We start from the raw sequence: 17,454 nt of genomic DNA, 5'->3' as shown, positions 1-17,454 counted from the left end.
CGGGACGGGTCGGGACTCTTGGCGGGGAAACGACCCGCCCCGCGCGCACAGAGCAGCGGTCAGGCCGCCACCGACCCCGGCACCATCGACGCCGGACGGATCGCAGTGGCCCGCAGCGAGTACGCCATCCGGGACCGGCAGTCACCCGAGGACCGACCCGGCTTGCACCGCTGCGAGTCCACGTACGGGGTCAGGGTCAAGCCCTCGAACTCCACCGCCGGCGGATACCCCGGCACCGTCGACGGCGGCGGCACCGGCTGCTGCGGAGCCACAACCTTGACCTTCACCTCGGTCGACCGGCCGAACTTCCCCGCCTCCGGGTCCAGGTCCATCACCCGCACCACCCAGACCCGCTCGCCGGTCTCCTTATCCCGCGCCTGGTTGTCCGCCTCGCCACGCCGCTCAAAGTCGATCTGCGGCGACACTCCGAGGCACAGCGCCCCGGCGGGGAAGACGTACTCGGACGGAACGGGCACCTTCAATGTCATCGGAACCACGTCAAGACCTCCAAGTCGACAAGCCAACTCAACTGGTTGACTTGTTAAGTTAGATCGAAGGTAGGGAGTGTCAACTTGCCTTGTCAAGTGGCTGATCCACTTTGGTTAGTCGAGCGGGTAGACGTCTTCCAGATCGTGCCGGGCGGCGGGAAGGAGTACGTCCACCGCCAGCAGCGGTGTGGCGCTCCGATCGCAGATGACCAGGAGCACGGTCAGCACCGGATCGCTTTCGCGGACCTGCAAAAGCTCGGCTTCCTCTGTGCTGGGCAGCCGTGCCGAGATGCGTTCAGTCACGTGGTCGAGCTTGCGGCGCTTGCGGGAGGCCACGTGCCTGAGCAAGCCCTCCGGCATCACGTCCTGAGAGCCCACGCCAGTGCCTTCGGCCAGCTCGACGGGCAGGAACGCCGTACCCAGTTCCACCGGCCCGACGTCATCGACGGTGATGAGGCGCCGACGTGCCACGACCGGAGTTCCAGGTTTTACGCCGAGGGCGGCAGCGGCTCGTGGGGGAGCGGGAACGGTGCCGGCGGCCAACAGCGTCGACCCGGCCCGCTCGTCGTCATCGAGTAGGCCATAACGCCGTTCACGTGATCGCCGGTCAGTACCGCCCGGACGGCCCAGGACGAACCGACCCTTGCCCTGGCGGCTCTCGATCCAGCCGCCCTGCCGTAGTAGCTCCAAGGCTCGGACCACGACGGGCCGGGATGCGCCGAACTCGCGGATGAGTTCGGTCTCGCTGGGCAGCATCGCACCCGGCGCGTAGGTGCCATCTTCGATGCGCTGTTGCACCGCGTTGACGATCACCACGTACTTCGGCGGCGCAACCTCGATCGGCACCTTGTCACCCCAGATGAAAACTCAAGTTGTCAACAGGCTATCTGCGCTGCTGATCCCCTGTCCATGCGCTGCCGTCCATCCGACTAGGCCTCGGTGCGAATTGGCCCTGCCAGTCTCGGAGAGCGTTCTTCAGCCGGGTGTTCTCCTCCCGGAGGCACGCCTCGACCGCATCCCTGGCGGTCAGCTCGTCGACGACCCGGCGCAGGAACGCATAGACGTGCTCCTCGGCCAGGCCCCGCCGACCGAACCCGGTCCGCCGGAATCGCTGTCGGCGCACCTGGTCCGGAGCCATCGGCACGAGCCGTGACGCCACGCGAAAGACTCCCACTGCCATTGAAATCTCCCATCAAGTTGTCACGCGTATCTCCTGCATCGGGCCGTTCCAGGCTCGCGTTACCGCTGTTGGCCTCCTGCCTGGTTGGCGGATCACGGCCCGCGGCGGATCCGCCCGATAAAGGCCTGCCTTCTGCACGAAGATCTCTCGACGGGCCAGAGCGTTGCCCTTCTGGTCGAGGACGTAGCCCGTCAGCCAGATCCAGTCGTGGAAAGCCAGTTCGCCGGAGACCTTGATGACTCGGAAGATCAAGGCTCTGTCGCCGTCGAACTGCACCGACGCGCCGCCACCGACGTGGAGCACGTCTCCCGGTTTCGGAATCATGGCCGCCCCGCCTTCCACACCTTGGACGAGCGGGCACCGAGGCGGGCGGGCTTCCGGACGCGGCCGACACCGCGTTTTCACCAGCACCCGCCCCGGGCCAACTCAGGACACGGCGGAACGCCGCGTGATCGTGGAGGACTGGCGGTCGTCGCTGTCAGACGACCGCCAGCCCCGCCCACTGCCCCTGGGTGCCGGTGCCCACGCAGTCTGGGCAGTCACGCCGTTGCAACCGGTTCGGGTCACCGGGTGCCCGGAGCGAGCGCCGAGGGCTGGCCATCTTCCAGCCCCGCCCCTCGCACGCGGGACACGCAGCCGGCGGGGACGGCGAGGACCGATGTGGCCCCCGCTGCGGACGCGGCCCATCCACGCACCGGACGACCCGGACCCCGGTTTGCTCAGCGCCCCTCCTCGCTGAGCTCACCTCCCGGTGTCCGCGCCGACGCTGCCGCCCATGTGCATCGACGGGATGCACATGCACAATTGCGGTGGGTGAGCCGTCCATGTAGGAGAGATTGCACGGGACCTACCGGACCGATCGAGGACCCGTAGGGACACCTCTGGGAGACATCGAGCGGACACCACGAGGACCTGCATTGCCGGAAGGACCTCACCCGGGCGAGCGTGGAGACAGCCCATTAGGAAGGCGTAGACGGATGGCACGAGAACGCCGCGAACCTCGCACTGTGCTGGAGCACCTGATCCAGCAGAGCGACCGCACGTACGAGGAACTGGCCGACGAGTTCTCCCGGATGGATCACCGGGCGGCGATCAGCGCCCGGCACCTCGGGCGGTTGGCACGCGGCGAGCGCGACCTGGCCTCATCGACCCCCGCCACCCGGCGGGCACTACAAGCGATGTTCAGCAGACCCATCGACGAACTACAGCGCCCCTGGGCTCCCCACCAGTTGACCCCTGCGCCGGAACGACACATCCTTGTCGACCCCGCCGGCGCCGGCCCGGAAAGGAACCTCCTCGCCATGGCCGCACAACGCGCCCGCCAGTACGCCATGCTCGCCGCCGAGTCCACCAGCCCAGCCGCCATCGAACAGCTCGCCGAAGATGTGCAGCGCCTGGCGCTCGCCTATCCGCAGCGCCCCATCAGCCACGTGCTGCCCGACCTGGCCGAGACACAGGACACCTTGTTCACTCTCCTGGAGCGCCGCCAGGCCCCGAACCAGTCCAGAGAACTGCACTTCCTCGCGGGCATCACCAGCGGCTTGCTCGCCAAGGTCTCCCATGACATGGCCGACCCCCACTCGGCCATGCTCCAGGCGCGCACCGCGGTTCTCTGCGCCGAGCAGGCCGGCCACCCCGGTCTCCAGGCCTGGCTGCGCGGCCTGCAATCCCTCGTCGCCTACTGGGCCGGCCGCTACGCCGAGGCGGTCCGCTACGCCGAAGCCGGCCGCGAGTACGCCACCCAGGCCGGCGGAACCTCTGCCGTGTGGCTGCCCGCCAGCGCCGCACGCGCGTACGCCGCCCTGGGCAACGCCGAGAAGGCCAAGGCCGCCATCATCGAGGCCGAGGAAGCCTGGAGCCGGGTGCACCCCGACGAGATGGACGAGATGGGAGGCATCTGCACCTTCAACCAGCCCCGCACTCTCTACTACGCCAGCGACGCCCTGGCCTGGCTCCCCGGCGAGGCCACCAACACCGAGCGGTACGCCCTGCGCGCCGCCCAGGCGTACGCCGACCCCAACGACCCCGCATGGGCCTTCGGTGACCAGGCCGGCTCACACGCCAACCTCGCTATCGCCCGGGTGGCCGGCGGGGACCTGGACGCCGCAGCCGACGCCCTGGCGCCCGTGCTCGGCCTGCCCGCCGATCAGCGCATCAACGGCATCGTTCACTCGGTGCGTCGGGTCCACCAGGCCATCACCCGCGCCGGCCACGCCAACGACGCCCGCGAACTCGTCGACGACATCGAACACTTCACCCACACCCCAGCCAACGCCCTTCCTCGATAGGGCACGATCGAAGCATGGAGCCGATCACCATCCCCGGCCGCGTCATCACCCTGCGCGACATGCGCTCCGATGACGCGGCCGACGCTTGGGCAATCGTCGGAGACGACCGCGTCACTCAGTGGCTCTCGTTCGACAGCCGGGACCAGACCGCCGCCATCGCCATGGTCGAAGGTGCCATCCAACGCGCCCAAGTCACCCCGCGCACCGAGTACTACCTTGCCGTTGCCGACACTTCAGACCGCATGATCGGCTTCGCGCGACTCGGCCTCACCGGCCACCAGGCCGCCAAACTCGGGTACGCGATCGGGGCCGACCACTGGGGCAACGGCTACGCCACCGACGCCGCCCGCACGATGGTTGACTTCGGTTTTCAGGCGCTGAAGCTCCACCGCATCACCGCGGCCATCGGCCCCGACAACGCCGCCTCCGTCACCGTTGCCGAAAGACTCGGCATGCGGTACGAGGGCCGCCTACGCGACCACGTCTTCACCAACGGCGCATGGCGCGACTCTCTGCTCTACTCCATCCTTGCCCAGGAGTGGAGCAGCAAAGCCGGCTGACCAACCGACGGCGGCTCGACGGCCAATGCCGGCCGGATCATGGCGCCGGTACGATCGCCGGCATGCGCGACGCCGACACGCCGCCGCAGGAACCCGCCGACCGCCGTTACGCCGACACCGCCCCCACGCCCCAGGAGCATGCAGCCCGCATCCGTGCCGCCGCAGCCGAGGTGCGCGAACGTGTCCAGGACTGGCGGCACGCCCCTGGTTGGCAGGAGACACCAACAAACGCGCTCCGGTACGCAGTGACGGCGGACGCTGTCGCCGCGCTCAGTGCGCTACCCAAGCCCGAGACCTTGGAGGATCTGGCCGCAACCGTCGACGCGGTTCGTCCCGTGCTCGCCGAATGGCGCCCGAGCCGGCCAGGCCCTGAGCAACAGATCTTTGCGGCAGTCGAGCGACTTCGGCAGGCATGCGGATAGCGAAGCTGCCCCAGTTCTAAGCAGCCCGGACCGACGAAGCCTCCAAGGTCATCTCTAGACTCACATAAGTGATCTTGGGGGAGGCTCCGCAAGGGTGGCGGTCGCGTCGAGTCCGACAAGCTGGGAGTCCCCGGCGGTGGCACTGGGTGCTGTTGGCTTTGGTGGTGATCAGTTGCGCTGGCCTTGTTGCGGTGCCGGCCTCGTGGGCCGTGCGCAAGCAGCTGCAGGCAGAGCGCGGCGAGGCGACACCGGAGGCCGCGGCCCGGGTGTGGCTGTTGAAGCTCAGCGCCGGTGAAGAGGTGGGGCTGTCGCGGGTGCTCGCTGGCGCGCGTCATGACGAGCTGCGGCAGCAATGGCGGGACTATCGGGCCGAGATGACCGGTACTGGCCGGGAGCCTTCGAAGCTGGAGAGCGTGGGGCCGAGCGCGATCGAGCACCAGGGCGCCGACCGGGCGTCGGTGACCGACCAGGTCCGCGCGGTCTGGTGGAACGACGCGCAGATCCTCGCCGGTACCGCGCATCCGTGGCGGTGGGAGCTACGAAAGGACCGCGGCGGGTGGCGGGTCTGGTCCGTCGAGCTACCGGCATGGTGCGGGGTGCACGTCCGAGCGAACCTGTGCCCGTGACGAGCGGTGAGCGAGTCCGGACGGTCAGCCGCGAGGAAGGTTGTCGCGCTCCTCAGGGGTCATCTCCTGGTACGCGGTCCAGAAGGACACGAAGGGGCCGGCTAGCGCGTCGCCGTAGGTGCCGCTGGTAGCTGCCTCCCGGAGTGTGAGTTGCCCGTCCTGGACTGCGGTGGCCATCTCGCGAAGTAGCGGGTTGTCACTGCGGGCGAGTTGGTCCAGGAGCTGACGTAGGGTGCGCGTCCGTTTCTCGTCGCCGCCGGTGATGTCGTCGAGGTCGTCCACGGCGGTTCAGCCCTTTGCGCCGGCGAGGGGGTGGTCGTATCGGCCGCCGTCGGGCAGTGCGGGGAGGGCGACGGTGTCGAGGTCGCTGAGTTCGCGGGTGAGGGCGGCGCGGAAGATGAGGACGGCGGCGGCGATCTGCTGGCAGAGCTTGGTGGCTTCGCCCCAGAGCCGGAACATGTTCGCGACTTCGACGGCGGCGACGCCGTAGCCGACGAGCGCGCCGACGCCGGTTTCGGCGCTGATGGTGCCGGCTGCGGCGGCCACACCGGTGATGATGGCAGCGTCGATGAGGCTCTTGACGACACCGCCGAGAGATTCACCGGCGGACCACACCGCGTCGGCCATCTCCCGGTAGGCGCCGCTGATGGCGGTCAGCGGAGCGTGGAGGTCGGCGGTGGCGTTGGCGGTGGTGGTGAAGTAGCGGAAGGCTCCGTCGCCGGCGATGCCGTGCCAGAGGGGGCGCAGGGTGGTGGTCCCGGATTGGACGTTGTAGGCCAGGTCATGCAGGGCGCCGCCGATGTTGTCGACGACGGGCGCCATGGTGGCGAGGGCTTCCCAATCGCCGGACACCTCGGCTTGGATTCTGCCGATGGGGTCGAAGCCGAAGACGTGGTTGAAGACTTCGTTGAGCCAGTTCGCGGGGCTGATGTAGTCCATCCAGCCCAGCGGGTTCGCGGGCTTGTCCGGGTCGCCTGGGGTGTCGAGGTGGCCGCGGACGTCGCGGACGTCGACGAAGTTCGCCGGCGCGCACGGGTTGTTCGCCAGCTCCAGCTCCAGCGCGGTGATGCAGCGGTCGGCCGCCGGCGGAAGGGTGCGGTCGAGGCGTTCGGCGTTGGCCGCGTCGGTGGTGCGGTAGTAGCCGGCGGCTGCCCGTAGTTCGGGGGCGGAGTTCTCCAGCAGGCAGGCGAGCCGGTTAAGGGTGCCGTTGATGACCTGGACCGCATGTTCGTGCGCCGCTTTCGCGATCTTGAGCTGTTCGCCGCCGGTCGCGACGTCGGCATACCGGTTGAGGTAGGCGCGGATTTCCCACACATCGGAGGCGGCGCGGTCGACCTGCCGGGCGAACCCGACCAACGCTTCCGGCTCGACCGACAGCGTCACCAGTGCCGCCTAGTTCGTCAGGAACATGCCGGTCACACCCACCACCGCCAGGACAACAGCAACGGCAAGGACGTACAGCCGCGGACGCGACTGCCGAACGAAGTACGTGGCCAGACCGAACGCACCGCTGAGAATCGCCACCGCGTACCACGGGAAGGTCGCCGGCGTCGCCTGGCCGATCAAGAGCATCCACGTGGCGATGACTGCGACGAAGATCGTGGCGTAGGCGACCGTCTGCCGCATGTTCCGGTAGGCGGTGTGCTGCAACCGGCCGACAGACTCCCGGTAGTCCTCCACGGCGGCGGCGCGTTCCTGCTCGCTAACCTGCCGCCGCCTGTTGCGGCTACCAGCACCCCGGCCCCGACCCATGCCGCAGAAGATATCAACGACAGTCACGCCACCGCTGCCCTGAGTAACGCGACGAGCCTTCAGACGGTGTGATCCCCAGTTGACGGGCGACACATCTTTGCCAGGTGATGTTCGACAGCGCCTCTCAGATGGCCCGTCCTTCACTGGAGAGGTTCGAGCAAGCCGAGCTAGTTCAGGAGGGGCGCCGTTCGTAGCCGCACTCATCGTGTACCCAGCGATCGAGGTACGCCGCCCTGTCCTCCGGCGAATCCACGGCCGTCAGCCACTCTGCCGCCGCCTGCTTCATGTGTCGGACCGCCGCGGCGTCCTGCTCCGGCGCTCCTCTGCCAGGAGCGTCCATCTCATCCGTCAGCGCCCCCCAGATGAGGTTGAGCGCTGTCGGTGTGCTCGGAAGGTATTCGCCTTTGGGGGTCTCCGACATAGCGCTCACGGCCAAGCCCTGAAACTCCAGACCCGCGTCATAGGTAGGCCAGCCTTCCTCGACCTGGAGCACGCGGCGCGCCTGCTGGGCGGCTGCTGCGAGGAAACCATCCGGTCCGACTTCCGGATTCCATTGACCTGCCACGGCGCAGACCTTACGCCAGCTGGAAAGTCCATCAGAGCTAGGCGCACTCAGCCCTGCCGGCTCCGCGCACGTCGCACATCACCTGGCGGAGGTGTGTTGCGCATCAACCGACGGAGGACACGAGCCTTCAGATGGCGACTGCCGAAACACTCTCTTTAGGATCAAGCGCGTTCCGCGCGGCGCGGGCCGGGGCGCGGCAAGCGGCTCCTGCGAAGCTGCCGCCCCGGCCGCCTACGGCACCGGGGCGGAAAATCAACCGGCCCGAACCCCACGCCCCGCCCCGCGCGTCACACCTGGGTCAGTGAGGTGACCCGGTGACGAGTCCCGAAGGACGACCAGGGCCAGGCGGACACCTTCCACCCGATGCCGGCGATCCCGAAGCAGCACGAGATCCGGCAGGCCAACCGCGGCGGACGAGTTGCCGAACGGTTCCGCACGGTCGCTCAGGCCCCAGGTGGGGAAGGGGTGGAGGTGCGTGTAGGGGTGGTGGGTGAGGGAGGGGTGCGGGTTAGAGCTGTGCCTCCGGCGGGGGCCAGACGACTCCGAGATGGAGTTGCCGAACGGTTCCGGTCGGAGAGTGGTTGACGTGGGATGCCATCCCGCCAGCCACCGACCCAGGCAAGCCGAGCGGGCCAGGGCCAGGGCGACAAGGTCGTACGTCCGGTAGGGCGCTCCACCTTGTCGCCCTGGCCCTGGCCCGCTCCACGGTGTGTGGGTCGGCGGCAGACGGGATGGCAGTTACATGTTCGTTGCAGCGGGCTGCGACCATCGGGACATGGCGTGGGAGTGGGCAGTTCCGGTAGTTGGAACGGTGATGACGGGAGCCGTAGGGATCGTCAGCACGATAAGCGCCAATAGAGCAGGAAAGCGGCAAGAGCGAGCCTTGGAAAGGCAAGCCAGCATTCAGCGATCCGACAACGTGCGGGACAAGACGCGAGAAGAAAGAAAAGCGCTCTACGTCCGCTTCCTAGACGTCACAGCCCGAGCATCCGACGCCGCTCGACGACTGATCACCACATCTGACCCACCAAGCCGTCTAAAGGTCGAAGAAGAGGCCGATTTATACCTGCACGAGTCCGAAGTCGTCGGTTATGAGATGAGCATTACCGCGAGCGAGGACGTCATTGCGGAATGCGCAATATTTGAAAGCGTGCTGTTGCGTTTTCGTCTTGCAATGACCTCGATCAAGTTAAAGGGCGAATTGCAGCGTCGGGATGTGGAGGAGGTCATGGAGGTTACCAGCGACTTGGGTCTCTCACGACAGCGTCTACTCAAGGCGATGCGGGCGGACCTTCAGTTCGAGTCGAGCGGCGAGTCATGACAGACGATGGACGGCTCTGAGTCCAGTCAGCGATTACCGTGACCTTAGGGTGCGGATTTCGCTGCGAAGGCGCGCATTCTCCGCAAGTTGCTTTTGCAGCCGCGCATCTGCCCTGCCCTCGGCCTGCTGACGTTGACTCACCTCATATGCTGCGATCTTAGTCTGCATCATAAATTGTGCCCGCTCAAGTTCTCGACGCGCCTCCTCCGACTTCTCCTGCTGCTGCTGCGAATAGATGGCGAAGGCGAAAGCGAGAAGCGCCAGAACCATAGAAAGGAACGTAGCGAAGGCATTCCCCCACTCCCGAACCTTGTCGAGGCGAGATGAGGACCCGGCCCTGCCCGAACCGGCCGTGCGTTCGGATTCGAAGGCGTGGTCCTGGTCTCGGTCTTGAGTCGGCGAAGACGCAGCCCGCGGAAGGATCAGTCCCGTATCGGACTCCACCCACTCTTCGCGTCGGTAGCCATGCAGTCCAGGTTTCACGTACTTCGCCTGCGGAACCATCCCCTGCCTCTCTGCTTCAAGTAGCCTCTGCGGGCCGCCGTCGGCGGCTCAGGCTCATGGTGGTCGGTAGCGTCAAGGCGATCCGACGGATGAGTGGCCGTACAGCCATGCGTACAGCCAAGCCACCGGCGGAACCAGTCCGGTACCGACTGCAGGCGACAGGCCGAGCAGGTCAGCAGCAGTCATCGACGCTGGCCGACAGTAGGCTTGATCTTTGCAAGGCAGGGGAGGGTGGCGTGCCCGTTGCGTGCCTGATGGGGTGGGAACCGACGGTCAACGACGGGCAGCTCCAGGACGTGGTAGTAAGGACGGCGGTGCAGGTCGCGCCAGCCCACTGCCGAGCAGCTTCCGGCCGTGTCCACACTTTCCGACCAGTGTGGCTTTACAGCCAGTCGTAGAGCCAAGACCGCCATCTGGCGCTGACGGACGGGCTGAGCAGGTGCCTAGCCACCCGATCAGCCATCCGCGATCGTCTTCCAATCCCCAAGCCGCCGGCGCCCGCGCTTGACAACTTTCATTGAGACTCGTCCGGTGGGCGCTCCACCTTGTCGCCCTGGCCCTGGTCTGCTCCACGGTGTGTGGGTCGGCGGCAGACGGGATGGCAGCAGGACGGGCTGGGCTCGCGCACTGCGGGGATTGGACTGGTTAGTCCTTGAACAGGAAGGACTCAAATTCGTATAGCGCCATGACGCTGGGCAATTGGTTGTCACGGGGCTGAAGAAGGGCAGGATCGACAAAGGTCGGATCGGGTGTCAGAACGAGCGGAATAGCCTTCACGAGGCCGGTTAGGTCGTAATTGGGGCCCGGGGAAGCCCACAATGCCGAAACCTTTCGCTCCCAGTCGGTATAGTCATGAGCTAGCTGAGATCGAACAGTACGCGCCTGCGGGGCAGTTGCTCTACCAAGCGCAGTCGTTCGGTAGTTCTTGCACGCAATCAAGATGCCAACGCCATCCTTTACCGCCAAGGCATCAATGTCGGTAATCGAGGATCCATCTCTCCTTCTCAGCGTTCGGCGCACAAGGGATCTGAGTTCGGCCGGAGGTGCCCATCCTGACGCATCGATCATACGCTGAACTTCTAATTCAAAGTTCTCAGCTCTAACGTTCTGAACCTCGCCGGTCGATGGCGAATTCATGTCGAGTAATATTTTGCGACCCAAAGCCCAAAGGTCAAGCACGACTGCATCTGAGCCAGCCGATACTAACACGGGAACCTTCGTGTCTGGGTGGGCCTGAAGCGGATCATTTAACGCATTCATCATCCCGTCCATTGTCAATGGGTGATCGGAGGGGAAGAAGTTTGCGTACATCTGGGCCGTGGGTGATTGGAGCAGGGCCTCGAAGTTTCGCTCGAACAGTCTTCGCGACATCGTGACTAACCCGTAACGACGTATCGCCAAGTCCGAGGCCCTGTCCTGACCGAACTTCAGGATCATGGCGGTTGACGCCAGCGCCAAGTATGGAAGGGATGGCGGATACCACCTATGTCCGCGCATCAGGCCCGGGATTCTACTTCCAACGGGGATATACGAGAATGACGCAAGGCGAACGCCGACATCTTTAAACCAATCGACATATGTGTGATCGGTCCAAGCGTTGGATAGAGTGATCGTTGCGACAATGAACCGATCATCGGGAGATGGTAATTCGAATCCCGAATCCTTATTCAGAATCACCCCAAAGTAACCGAGGTGGGCTCCTCGCCGTTGATCAAGCCGCTGCATGGCTGCCCATAGCGGATGGATGCGATCAACGTCAGGAAGTTTGCCCTCCTCGAAAAGGATAGGAATATCCATAGCGGCACACCGCTTTAGTACCTGCATAGAGGCGTAAATCCGAGTCACCTCAGCGAATCGGAGCAACGCGGGAAGGTTCTTCTGATCAATGAGAATTTGATCAGCGAAATAAATTGGCCCGGCGGCTGGGGGTGAGGCGTACTTGAAGGCTAGCACCTCAGCCCACTCGCGGCGCTCCATGTAGGAATTGGGGCTCTTGAAGTGCCATGAGCCGTAGATCGGCGCAGGAAGGAGTCGTAGGCGTTGAATCAGGCGATGATAGGTGTGACGGGCGGCGTACTCAGCGGCTCTTTCCTCAAGAATCTCTGACAGAGACTCGAGCAATTCAAAAGCCGGCGGTCCACTAAGCGACGAGTTAGGGGGAACGCCCTCTTTCTGCAGAAACTTTTCTATCAACTTGAACGAATTCTGCTCAGCGTAGATGTCCTGCCAGAGGTCGAGTGCGAACGAGGTGAGCTTCTCGCCCGCCTCATCCACTAGAATCTGCCGTCTGTCTCGATTTTTGGATCCCGACGAGCGCCTTCCCATGATTGCATGCTAGTCGACAATCATGGAGGCGACGGGGAAGGAATGTCGATACTTCAGTTGGCGTTGGCTGGCCTGCCCGGCCTGCACGCACCGACGCCGGCCGGCATGAGTCTCGATCTTTGGCAAGCAGAGGAGCCGGGCGTACCCGTTCCGTGCCCGATGGGGCCGGTGCCGAGGGTCAATGGCGGTCAGCTCCTGAACGTGCGAGCCGGGGCCGAGACGCAGGCCAAGCCAGGTCATTGCCGAGCAGGCTCGGGCCGGGTCCAAACTTCCTAAACGGTGTGCGGGGCCGAGCCGCCGGCAAGCTAGCGGTCCGCATCTGGTCCGCAAGAGGTCGACGGACGTGGGGGAGTGGTGAGAGATGTTGAGACGTGTTTCCGCTGGTAGGGGCCTCGTGACGCAGGTCGCCGGGTCGCCCGTCTTGATCTCATAATCCCTCGGTCGCCGTGCCCGTTGGCGTGTCCCTTGGGGCCGAAGGTCGAGGGTCAACGGTGGTCAGCTCCTGGACACGGTCGGCGCGAGGCGAGGCAGCTCCAGCCAGGTCACTGCCGAGCGGCTTCCGGCTGGGTTGGGAAGAACCTGCCGGACTCTTATGCTGCCGCACCTCGGCCAGTGCGGTTCATCGAAGGCCGGCGCTCGTCGAGGAGTTTGCTCTCAAGCAGGTATGCCGCCTCCCGGCTATCGCACGGGTACGCCAACCAGGAGGTCATCGGCTTGCCGTCCCTCCGGTGACTTCTCATCCGATCTCTGAACGCCTTCGTGCTTCCGACGTAGATCGGATTCGCATCGGCGTCGTACAGCACATACACGACCGCCTGTCCCCGAGGCGGAGTGATCGTGTCCCTCTCGTATGGGTAGCACCCGTGCCAGTGGGTGCCTCCGGGCGCGTTCGGTCGTGTCTTTACCCGGCTGCGCCAGTGGTACTGCACGGTGCCTGCGGGGATCGACATATGCTCATCCCATCTCGTGGTGAACCCAGGCCCGAGCCCACGCGCCCGCTCGTAGATGAGCGCGAGATCGTCCATGTCCAACCGTCCGTCGCGATACTCGCGGTCGATAGCGGTGTAGAGCTGTGCCTGGGCTTCGGCCAGTCGCTTACTTAGATCATTGATCTTCCGGCGAATCAACTCGCAGTGCTGAAACGTCGCTTCGTAGGTCGTCACCGTCTACCTTCCGATCGGGGAATGCCTCGATATCTCGACCACCGCGCCGGACTGACGGAGACCGCGACAAGCGGACGAGCCGATCGACCACACGCACGGGTCGGCGAACTACGAGTACCACGGGTGTACGACAACACCTCTGACGCTGACAGCCTGGGAGCCACGCGTGGAAGCCACCGGGGCGGACCGGACCGGTGGGTACGGGGACCGATCGGGTTGTCGAGCGCCGAGAACCGGGACTAGGCGGACGGCGTCGGACGGCCTAGACAGGGTCTTGGGAATCTACGGATCAGATGCCGGCACCGCGCACTGCATCAGTCCTCATTAGTCCTCAAGAGGCCGGACCGCGACCACCGACTCTGAGAAGATGCCGAGAGGGATTTCCGCAGGCCAGGCGGCGGTTAGGGCAAGTAGACTGAGGTGGGCAACTTGATCTCGTAATTCATAGATCAAGGGGGCAGCTGCGCTTGCGGTCCGCCCTGCGGGCGGCCTCCGGCCGTCCTCGGGCGTCCGCAGCGCTTCACGCAGACCGTGTGTAGTGGCCTTGGTGCATGGAGACTGTGGCTTCCGGACATCCACGTAAGGCCCACTACTAGCGCAGACAAGCGAACTGGCGTTGGAGTACTAGGCGCGTGACGGCAGCTGCCGCTGTCGCTGTGCGGCCGTCACGTCTGACGCCCGGCGGCTGGCGCGGAGAGCGGGGAGCCCGGTGGGCCGCCGCAGAACGACAGGACGTTGACGGGTGAGGGGTGGGCCGGCAGCCGGCCGGGCCGCGCGGCCACAAGCCCGCGCGTCGTAGGGGAGCGCACGCCGGCCGCATCGGCGAGCTGGCGGAAGTCACGTGCTGTGGTTGCTGCGCCTCAGGCGGGGGCGCAACGATTCCTGGATGGCCAGGGCTCCGCCGGCGGGTCACCGTCCGCGGGTGGTTGCGGAAGCCATCCCGCCCACCTCCGACGACCGAGGCCGAGCCGAGCAGACCACCGCCCCAAAACGCCAGCGTCCGTACGAGCCGTTAAGGTGCGCTTGACATGGCGGGCCGGGCGCCTGCCCGCTCCCCCAGCGGGGTGGGTCGGTGGCAGGCGGGATGGCAAAAGCTTGGCGAGTGCGGTCCCTGAAGAAACTACGAGCCGCCCCTGGCCCATCAAGGGTTAGGGGCGGCGCGTTTTGAGGTTATTAGCAGGCGACAAGATGACGCACAGCTTCCTGCGCCTTCTTGAAGTCCTCTCTCCTACTGGCAGGAAGTCCTTCATCAATTGCAAGCTGAAGAGCTGCCGTAACATCCTCAATCAAAGAGCGGAGGATCTCTCCATGCTTTGCTTCAGCCGGAATGCTCCACTCGCGCTCGAACAGGAGCCTGTAGTAGTTGGCAACGCCGACAGTCACATAGCGCTGCCTAGGCGAGTTGTAGACGATTCCGTCCAAGAGACCAGGGCCCTCGTCATCCTCTAGGGTCTCCTCATCTCCATCTGACAGCGGAACGTACAGCCAGAGAGAGATGTCGCCCGTATAGCCAAGCACGCGCCAAAACAAGTGGGACTGGCCGCCCGTTCTGAACACGCCCAATGAAGGTACACCGTTGTATCGGTCGAAGATCTCGACCTCCTCCACTGACGTGACCGGCGCCCATGCCAAGTTGCCTAGCGTTGGAAGAACGGACTTACTCACGAGTATCACCTCCCGTGGACTCAGTGAAGCACTTGTCGAAGCTCATCGCCATAGCGTCATCCCACTCGGCGGGCCCGTGTGGTCCGGACGGTGGGAAGACCGAGACGTGGAGGGGATTGCCTCGGGTGGGTGAGTGAACGACTTCGAAGCCGGCTTGACGGAGCGCGCCGACGGTGGTGTACCGGGCCGTCGCCCAAGGTGGTGCAGCCTTGGTGACCAGCAGTGCGACTGCCATCTTGGACTGGCGCCCGATGATCAAAGACATCTCCGTCTCACCGATGCTTACCCGCAGACGGTTGCGGAAACCCTCGCCATCCTCTCCGTACTGCGTGAGATCGACGTCATCCCGTAGCTCCTGGACCTCGGCTTTGCCGCCTTTTCCTCCGGGCACTCGGGTCCACCTTTAGTAACTTCATCGGTCAGGGGTTGCATGAAGTTACCAACGGCACACCAGAGGTAGTGTCAGAAATCCGACAGTCGGCGTGTCCAGACGCCGAGGCTGTCGTTATCACGATCAAGGCGCACTCTACCTCCAACACCGCTACAACTGCCGCGATTCGGGCAAAGCCGTCCAAGTGTGGCTTGCTTGCGCTACGCTCTGCGCCGCCGAATAGCTCTGCGTCCCGCGCCGAAGTCGACCTTCCTCACCTCGTCGCTCCGAGTCGGCCCGACTTGACCCTTAATGCCAAGAGTCAGTTGAGGAGTAGGTGCGATTGACCTTAGCAGCGTCGGGTGGATTGCTAACGCGTCTGCGCCCTGGAGATAGGGGCGCTCACCATACCGACGGGAAAGCAGTGTCCATAGCAACTTGGGTGATTCGTGACCCACAGCTACCGGCTCTTGCTTACGCCATCCCTTTGCTGACAACTGCACGAACAGAGAGTTCTTCCGAGTGTCACCAATGGTGCCAACGGTATGCCCGCGCATGATCAAAGCCTGGATGGAGACACCCCAGGTTGCCTTCAGTCGGGCGTAATCAGTCAGCGAAAGGCTGTCTGACATGCTGGCGCGGGCGCGGTCGATAGGCATCAGCAAGGCCGTGGCGAAACGGTTCGCCTCCTCTTCCGCCTGGCCGTGGGTTGTCCTCGGTCGAAAGGTATGCAACACCAAATGCCCGAGCTCATGGGCAAGGGTAAAGCGGTCACGATCACCCTGATGCCCTGGAAAGTACCCGATCAAGGCCGTAGCGCCCAGTCCCCCCCAGTAGGAGACGCCGAAGTGCCCGACGGCAACCTGCTCGTCTCCTTCGATGTCTGGCAGGACCATCGGGGCAACGGCGATCCCGGCCCGCTCGAGCGCTCGCGTCAGATGCGGGATGGGCTTGTCGGGAGCTAGCTGAAGCGCCTCTCGCGTCTCGCTCGCAAGCTGTTCTATCTCGGGGTTGGTGAGACTGGTGTCACCAGAGGCGAAGGGTAGTGACGGCGTGGGGTAACCCTCAACGTCTACCAAGTCTTCTGTGACCCGGTAGCTCTCGCCGTAGATCGCGTGAACCCGGCGGGCAGTCGTCTTCCTCGCTGCGGACGACTTCCGGAAGCGGAGTGTGTCGAGTGGGACGGACGCTGGACGGGCTGTGAAGAAGCTAGCGGGTGTGCCTGTCGAGCTTGCAATCTGCTGCAGCTTGTCCTGGGTTGCTTCCCTGCTGGATGTCTCAACTTCAGAGATCCAGGGTTGGCTGACGCCGGACACCTCGGCTAGCTGACTCTGCGTCAGCCCGAGGATGTCGCGCAGGGTTCTAAGCCGCTCACCCGGCGCTGCCGCCAGCATTCTCAATCCCGCCTTCCATCTCGTCCTCGTTCGGGATGTCCAACTCCATGCCCTCGTCCGAAGGCTCGAACTCTAGTGCAGCAAGATCCTCTGCCGTCTCCGGCAGGATGAAGTCGATGTCAGTCTCCGCGTGGTCCCCCCACTTCCAGTTCCCGATCGGTCTAACGACCCGGAAGACGGGGGCGCCGGTCTTCGGATCCATCCGCCAGACGAACAGCAGCCGATCGTCCGGCGGTCCCACGAGCCGCTGCTGCGGCAAGGCGAACAGCGGCACGTTCCGGTAGTACGCCCGACGTGCGGCATTGTTTCCAGCCGGCGGGACGTCCGCATCGCGGAGGGCGTGCAGGAGCCGTGCGCGGTAGTCGCCGTCACTAAGCCAGAGTTCCCCATTGCGGGCGTGCTTCCCGGCAAGCCGCCAGGGGCCGATGTTGAGGCTGGTCAGCCGGAGGTGAGCGAACGCGCGGACGGTATGTGTCCCATGCCATCCGTACTCCGGCCGACCATCGAACTCGGGCAGCGTCTCCTTGCGCCGCTGGTCAGCCCAAGTGAAGACGTCATGAAGCGGTTCGCAGAGTGGGCTGAGGGCTTCCCGGATGCGCTCGACGTCTTCGTTAAGCATGGCGGCGATATTATCAGCAAGATTCTTAACGCGGAAGCAGCGACAAGTATCGAGGCAGGCGCACGGCGACGGTGCATAGAGCAGCAAGAAGGCAGCCGAAGGATCGTTAGTAGCCGAGGTGCGACCGCACGATCAAGCAGGACGGCCGCTGTCTGCGCCACTAGGCAACACCGGACGGCACCGGACGATGCCGCGCACCCACGTTCGGGACG

General features: G+C 64.9%; 19 protein-coding genes. 6 read left to right on the top strand and 13 right to left on the bottom strand.

Going from position 1 to position 17,454, the window contains the following annotated elements:
• Positions 1–59 precede the first annotated feature (59 nt).
• The 4 genes from O7600_RS16575 to O7600_RS16560 all read right to left on the bottom strand — a co-directional run bounded on the left by O7600_RS16575 (position 60) and on the right by O7600_RS16560 (position 1,992).
• Positions 60–488: a hypothetical protein gene (locus tag O7600_RS16575; protein WP_281588413.1), complete on the bottom strand. Its 429-nt coding sequence runs from the start codon at positions 486–488 to the stop codon at positions 60–62.
• Positions 489–602: 114 nt separating this feature from the next.
• Positions 603–1,334, bottom strand: a complete 732-nt coding sequence (locus O7600_RS16570) for a GntR family transcriptional regulator (RefSeq protein ID WP_281588411.1) — start codon at positions 1,332–1,334, stop codon at positions 603–605.
• Between the two features lie 37 nt (positions 1,335–1,371).
• Positions 1,372–1,626: a DivIVA domain-containing protein gene (locus O7600_RS16565; protein WP_281594177.1), complete on the bottom strand. Its 255-nt coding sequence runs from the start codon at positions 1,624–1,626 to the stop codon at positions 1,372–1,374.
• Positions 1,627–1,680: 54 nt separating this feature from the next.
• Positions 1,681–1,992, bottom strand: coding sequence for a hypothetical protein (locus tag O7600_RS16560; RefSeq protein ID WP_281588409.1), 312 nt, complete (start codon positions 1,990–1,992; stop codon positions 1,681–1,683).
• A gap of 683 nt (positions 1,993–2,675) precedes the next feature.
• On the opposite strand from O7600_RS16560, the gene O7600_RS16555 reads away from it, so the two are divergent.
• The 4 genes from O7600_RS16555 to O7600_RS16540 all read left to right on the top strand — a co-directional run bounded on the left by O7600_RS16555 (position 2,676) and on the right by O7600_RS16540 (position 5,564).
• The gene (locus O7600_RS16555; RefSeq protein ID WP_281588407.1) at positions 2,676–3,956 is read left to right on the top strand and encodes a hypothetical protein; all 1,281 of its coding nucleotides are present in this window, start codon (positions 2,676–2,678) and stop codon (positions 3,954–3,956) included.
• Between the two features lie 14 nt (positions 3,957–3,970).
• Positions 3,971–4,516: a GNAT family protein gene (locus tag O7600_RS16550; RefSeq protein ID WP_281588405.1), complete on the top strand. Its 546-nt coding sequence runs from the start codon at positions 3,971–3,973 to the stop codon at positions 4,514–4,516.
• Positions 4,495–4,938, top strand: a complete 444-nt coding sequence (locus O7600_RS16545; RefSeq protein ID WP_281588403.1) for a hypothetical protein — start codon at positions 4,495–4,497, stop codon at positions 4,936–4,938. The genes O7600_RS16550 and O7600_RS16545 overlap by 22 nt, the downstream gene beginning before the upstream one ends.
• Before the next feature lie 146 nt (positions 4,939–5,084).
• A complete protein-coding gene (locus tag O7600_RS16540) occupies positions 5,085–5,564 on the top strand; it encodes a hypothetical protein (protein WP_281588401.1) in 480 nt (159 codons plus the stop codon).
• A gap of 24 nt (positions 5,565–5,588) precedes the next feature.
• Here the strand turns inward: O7600_RS16540 and O7600_RS16535 are convergent, their stop codons facing one another.
• The 4 genes from O7600_RS16535 to O7600_RS16520 all read right to left on the bottom strand — a co-directional run bounded on the left by O7600_RS16535 (position 5,589) and on the right by O7600_RS16520 (position 7,881).
• Positions 5,589–5,846: a hypothetical protein gene (locus O7600_RS16535; protein WP_281588399.1), complete on the bottom strand. Its 258-nt coding sequence runs from the start codon at positions 5,844–5,846 to the stop codon at positions 5,589–5,591.
• Between the two features lie 6 nt (positions 5,847–5,852).
• Positions 5,853–6,947, bottom strand: a complete 1,095-nt coding sequence (locus tag O7600_RS16530) for a type VII secretion target (RefSeq protein ID WP_281588397.1) — start codon at positions 6,945–6,947, stop codon at positions 5,853–5,855.
• Between the two features lie 9 nt (positions 6,948–6,956).
• Entirely contained in the window at positions 6,957–7,343 is a 387-nt protein-coding gene (locus O7600_RS16525; protein ID WP_281588395.1) for a hypothetical protein, read from the bottom strand.
• Positions 7,344–7,488: 145 nt separating this feature from the next.
• Complete coding sequence (locus tag O7600_RS16520; RefSeq protein WP_281588393.1) at positions 7,489–7,881, bottom strand: hypothetical protein; 393 nt, start codon at positions 7,879–7,881, stop codon at positions 7,489–7,491.
• A 775-nt stretch (positions 7,882–8,656) separates the two neighbouring features.
• Here O7600_RS16520 and O7600_RS16515 point away from each other — a divergent pair.
• Positions 8,657–9,202: a hypothetical protein gene (locus tag O7600_RS16515; RefSeq protein WP_281588391.1), complete on the top strand. Its 546-nt coding sequence runs from the start codon at positions 8,657–8,659 to the stop codon at positions 9,200–9,202.
• 33 nt (positions 9,203–9,235) lie between these two features.
• Here O7600_RS16515 and O7600_RS16510 read toward each other — a convergent pair whose 3' ends face one another.
• The 4 genes from O7600_RS16510 to O7600_RS16495 all read right to left on the bottom strand — a co-directional run bounded on the left by O7600_RS16510 (position 9,236) and on the right by O7600_RS16495 (position 14,859).
• Positions 9,236–9,472: a hypothetical protein gene (locus O7600_RS16510; RefSeq protein WP_281588389.1), complete on the bottom strand. Its 237-nt coding sequence runs from the start codon at positions 9,470–9,472 to the stop codon at positions 9,236–9,238.
• A gap of 879 nt (positions 9,473–10,351) precedes the next feature.
• Entirely contained in the window at positions 10,352–12,031 is a 1,680-nt protein-coding gene (locus O7600_RS16505; protein ID WP_281588387.1) for a hypothetical protein, read from the bottom strand.
• A gap of 590 nt (positions 12,032–12,621) precedes the next feature.
• Complete coding sequence (locus O7600_RS16500; protein WP_281588384.1) at positions 12,622–13,194, bottom strand: GIY-YIG nuclease family protein; 573 nt, start codon at positions 13,192–13,194, stop codon at positions 12,622–12,624.
• Positions 13,195–14,367: 1,173 nt separating this feature from the next.
• The gene (locus tag O7600_RS16495; protein ID WP_281588382.1) at positions 14,368–14,859 is read right to left on the bottom strand and encodes a hypothetical protein; all 492 of its coding nucleotides are present in this window, start codon (positions 14,857–14,859) and stop codon (positions 14,368–14,370) included.
• Positions 14,860–15,969: 1,110 nt separating this feature from the next.
• On the opposite strand from O7600_RS16495, the gene O7600_RS16490 reads away from it, so the two are divergent.
• Positions 15,970–16,194, top strand: a complete 225-nt coding sequence (locus tag O7600_RS16490; protein WP_281588380.1) for a hypothetical protein — start codon at positions 15,970–15,972, stop codon at positions 16,192–16,194.
• A gap of 406 nt (positions 16,195–16,600) precedes the next feature.
• On the opposite strand, the gene O7600_RS16485 is transcribed toward O7600_RS16490, so the two are convergent.
• Positions 16,601–17,242 (bottom strand): hypothetical protein, encoded by a 642-nt coding sequence (locus O7600_RS16485; protein ID WP_281588378.1) that lies wholly within the window; start codon positions 17,240–17,242, stop codon positions 16,601–16,603.
• Positions 17,243–17,454: the final 212 nt, after the last annotated feature.

This window comes from Micromonospora sp. WMMA1998 (assembly GCF_027497375.1).
Taxonomy (GTDB): Bacteria; Actinomycetota; Actinomycetes; order Mycobacteriales; family Micromonosporaceae; genus Micromonospora; species Micromonospora sediminicola.
This window is presented reverse-complemented; position numbering and strand designations above follow the sequence as displayed.

Bases quoted from the DNA above. Each gene is read 5' to 3' on its own strand.
- O7600_RS16575 (WP_281588413.1), bottom strand. From the start codon at position 488: ATGACATTGAAGGTGCCCGTTCCGTCCGAGTACGTCTTCCCCGCCGGG.
- O7600_RS16565 (WP_281594177.1), bottom strand. From the start codon at position 1,626: ATGGCTCCGGACCAGGTGCGCCGACAGCGATTCCGGCGGACCGGGTTC.
- O7600_RS16560 (WP_281588409.1), bottom strand. From the start codon at position 1,992: ATGATTCCGAAACCGGGAGACGTGCTCCACGTCGGTGGCGGCGCGTCG.
- O7600_RS16550 (WP_281588405.1), top strand. From the start codon at position 3,971: ATGGAGCCGATCACCATCCCCGGCCGCGTCATCACCCTGCGCGACATG.
- O7600_RS16515 (WP_281588391.1), top strand. From the start codon at position 8,657: ATGGCGTGGGAGTGGGCAGTTCCGGTAGTTGGAACGGTGATGACGGGA.
- O7600_RS16510 (WP_281588389.1), bottom strand. From the start codon at position 9,472: ATGGTTCTGGCGCTTCTCGCTTTCGCCTTCGCCATCTATTCGCAGCAG.
- O7600_RS16505 (WP_281588387.1), bottom strand. From the start codon at position 12,031: ATGGGAAGGCGCTCGTCGGGATCCAAAAATCGAGACAGACGGCAGATT.
- O7600_RS16490 (WP_281588380.1), top strand. From the start codon at position 15,970: ATGCCCGAGCTCATGGGCAAGGGTAAAGCGGTCACGATCACCCTGATG.
- O7600_RS16485 (WP_281588378.1), bottom strand. From the start codon at position 17,242: ATGCTTAACGAAGACGTCGAGCGCATCCGGGAAGCCCTCAGCCCACTC.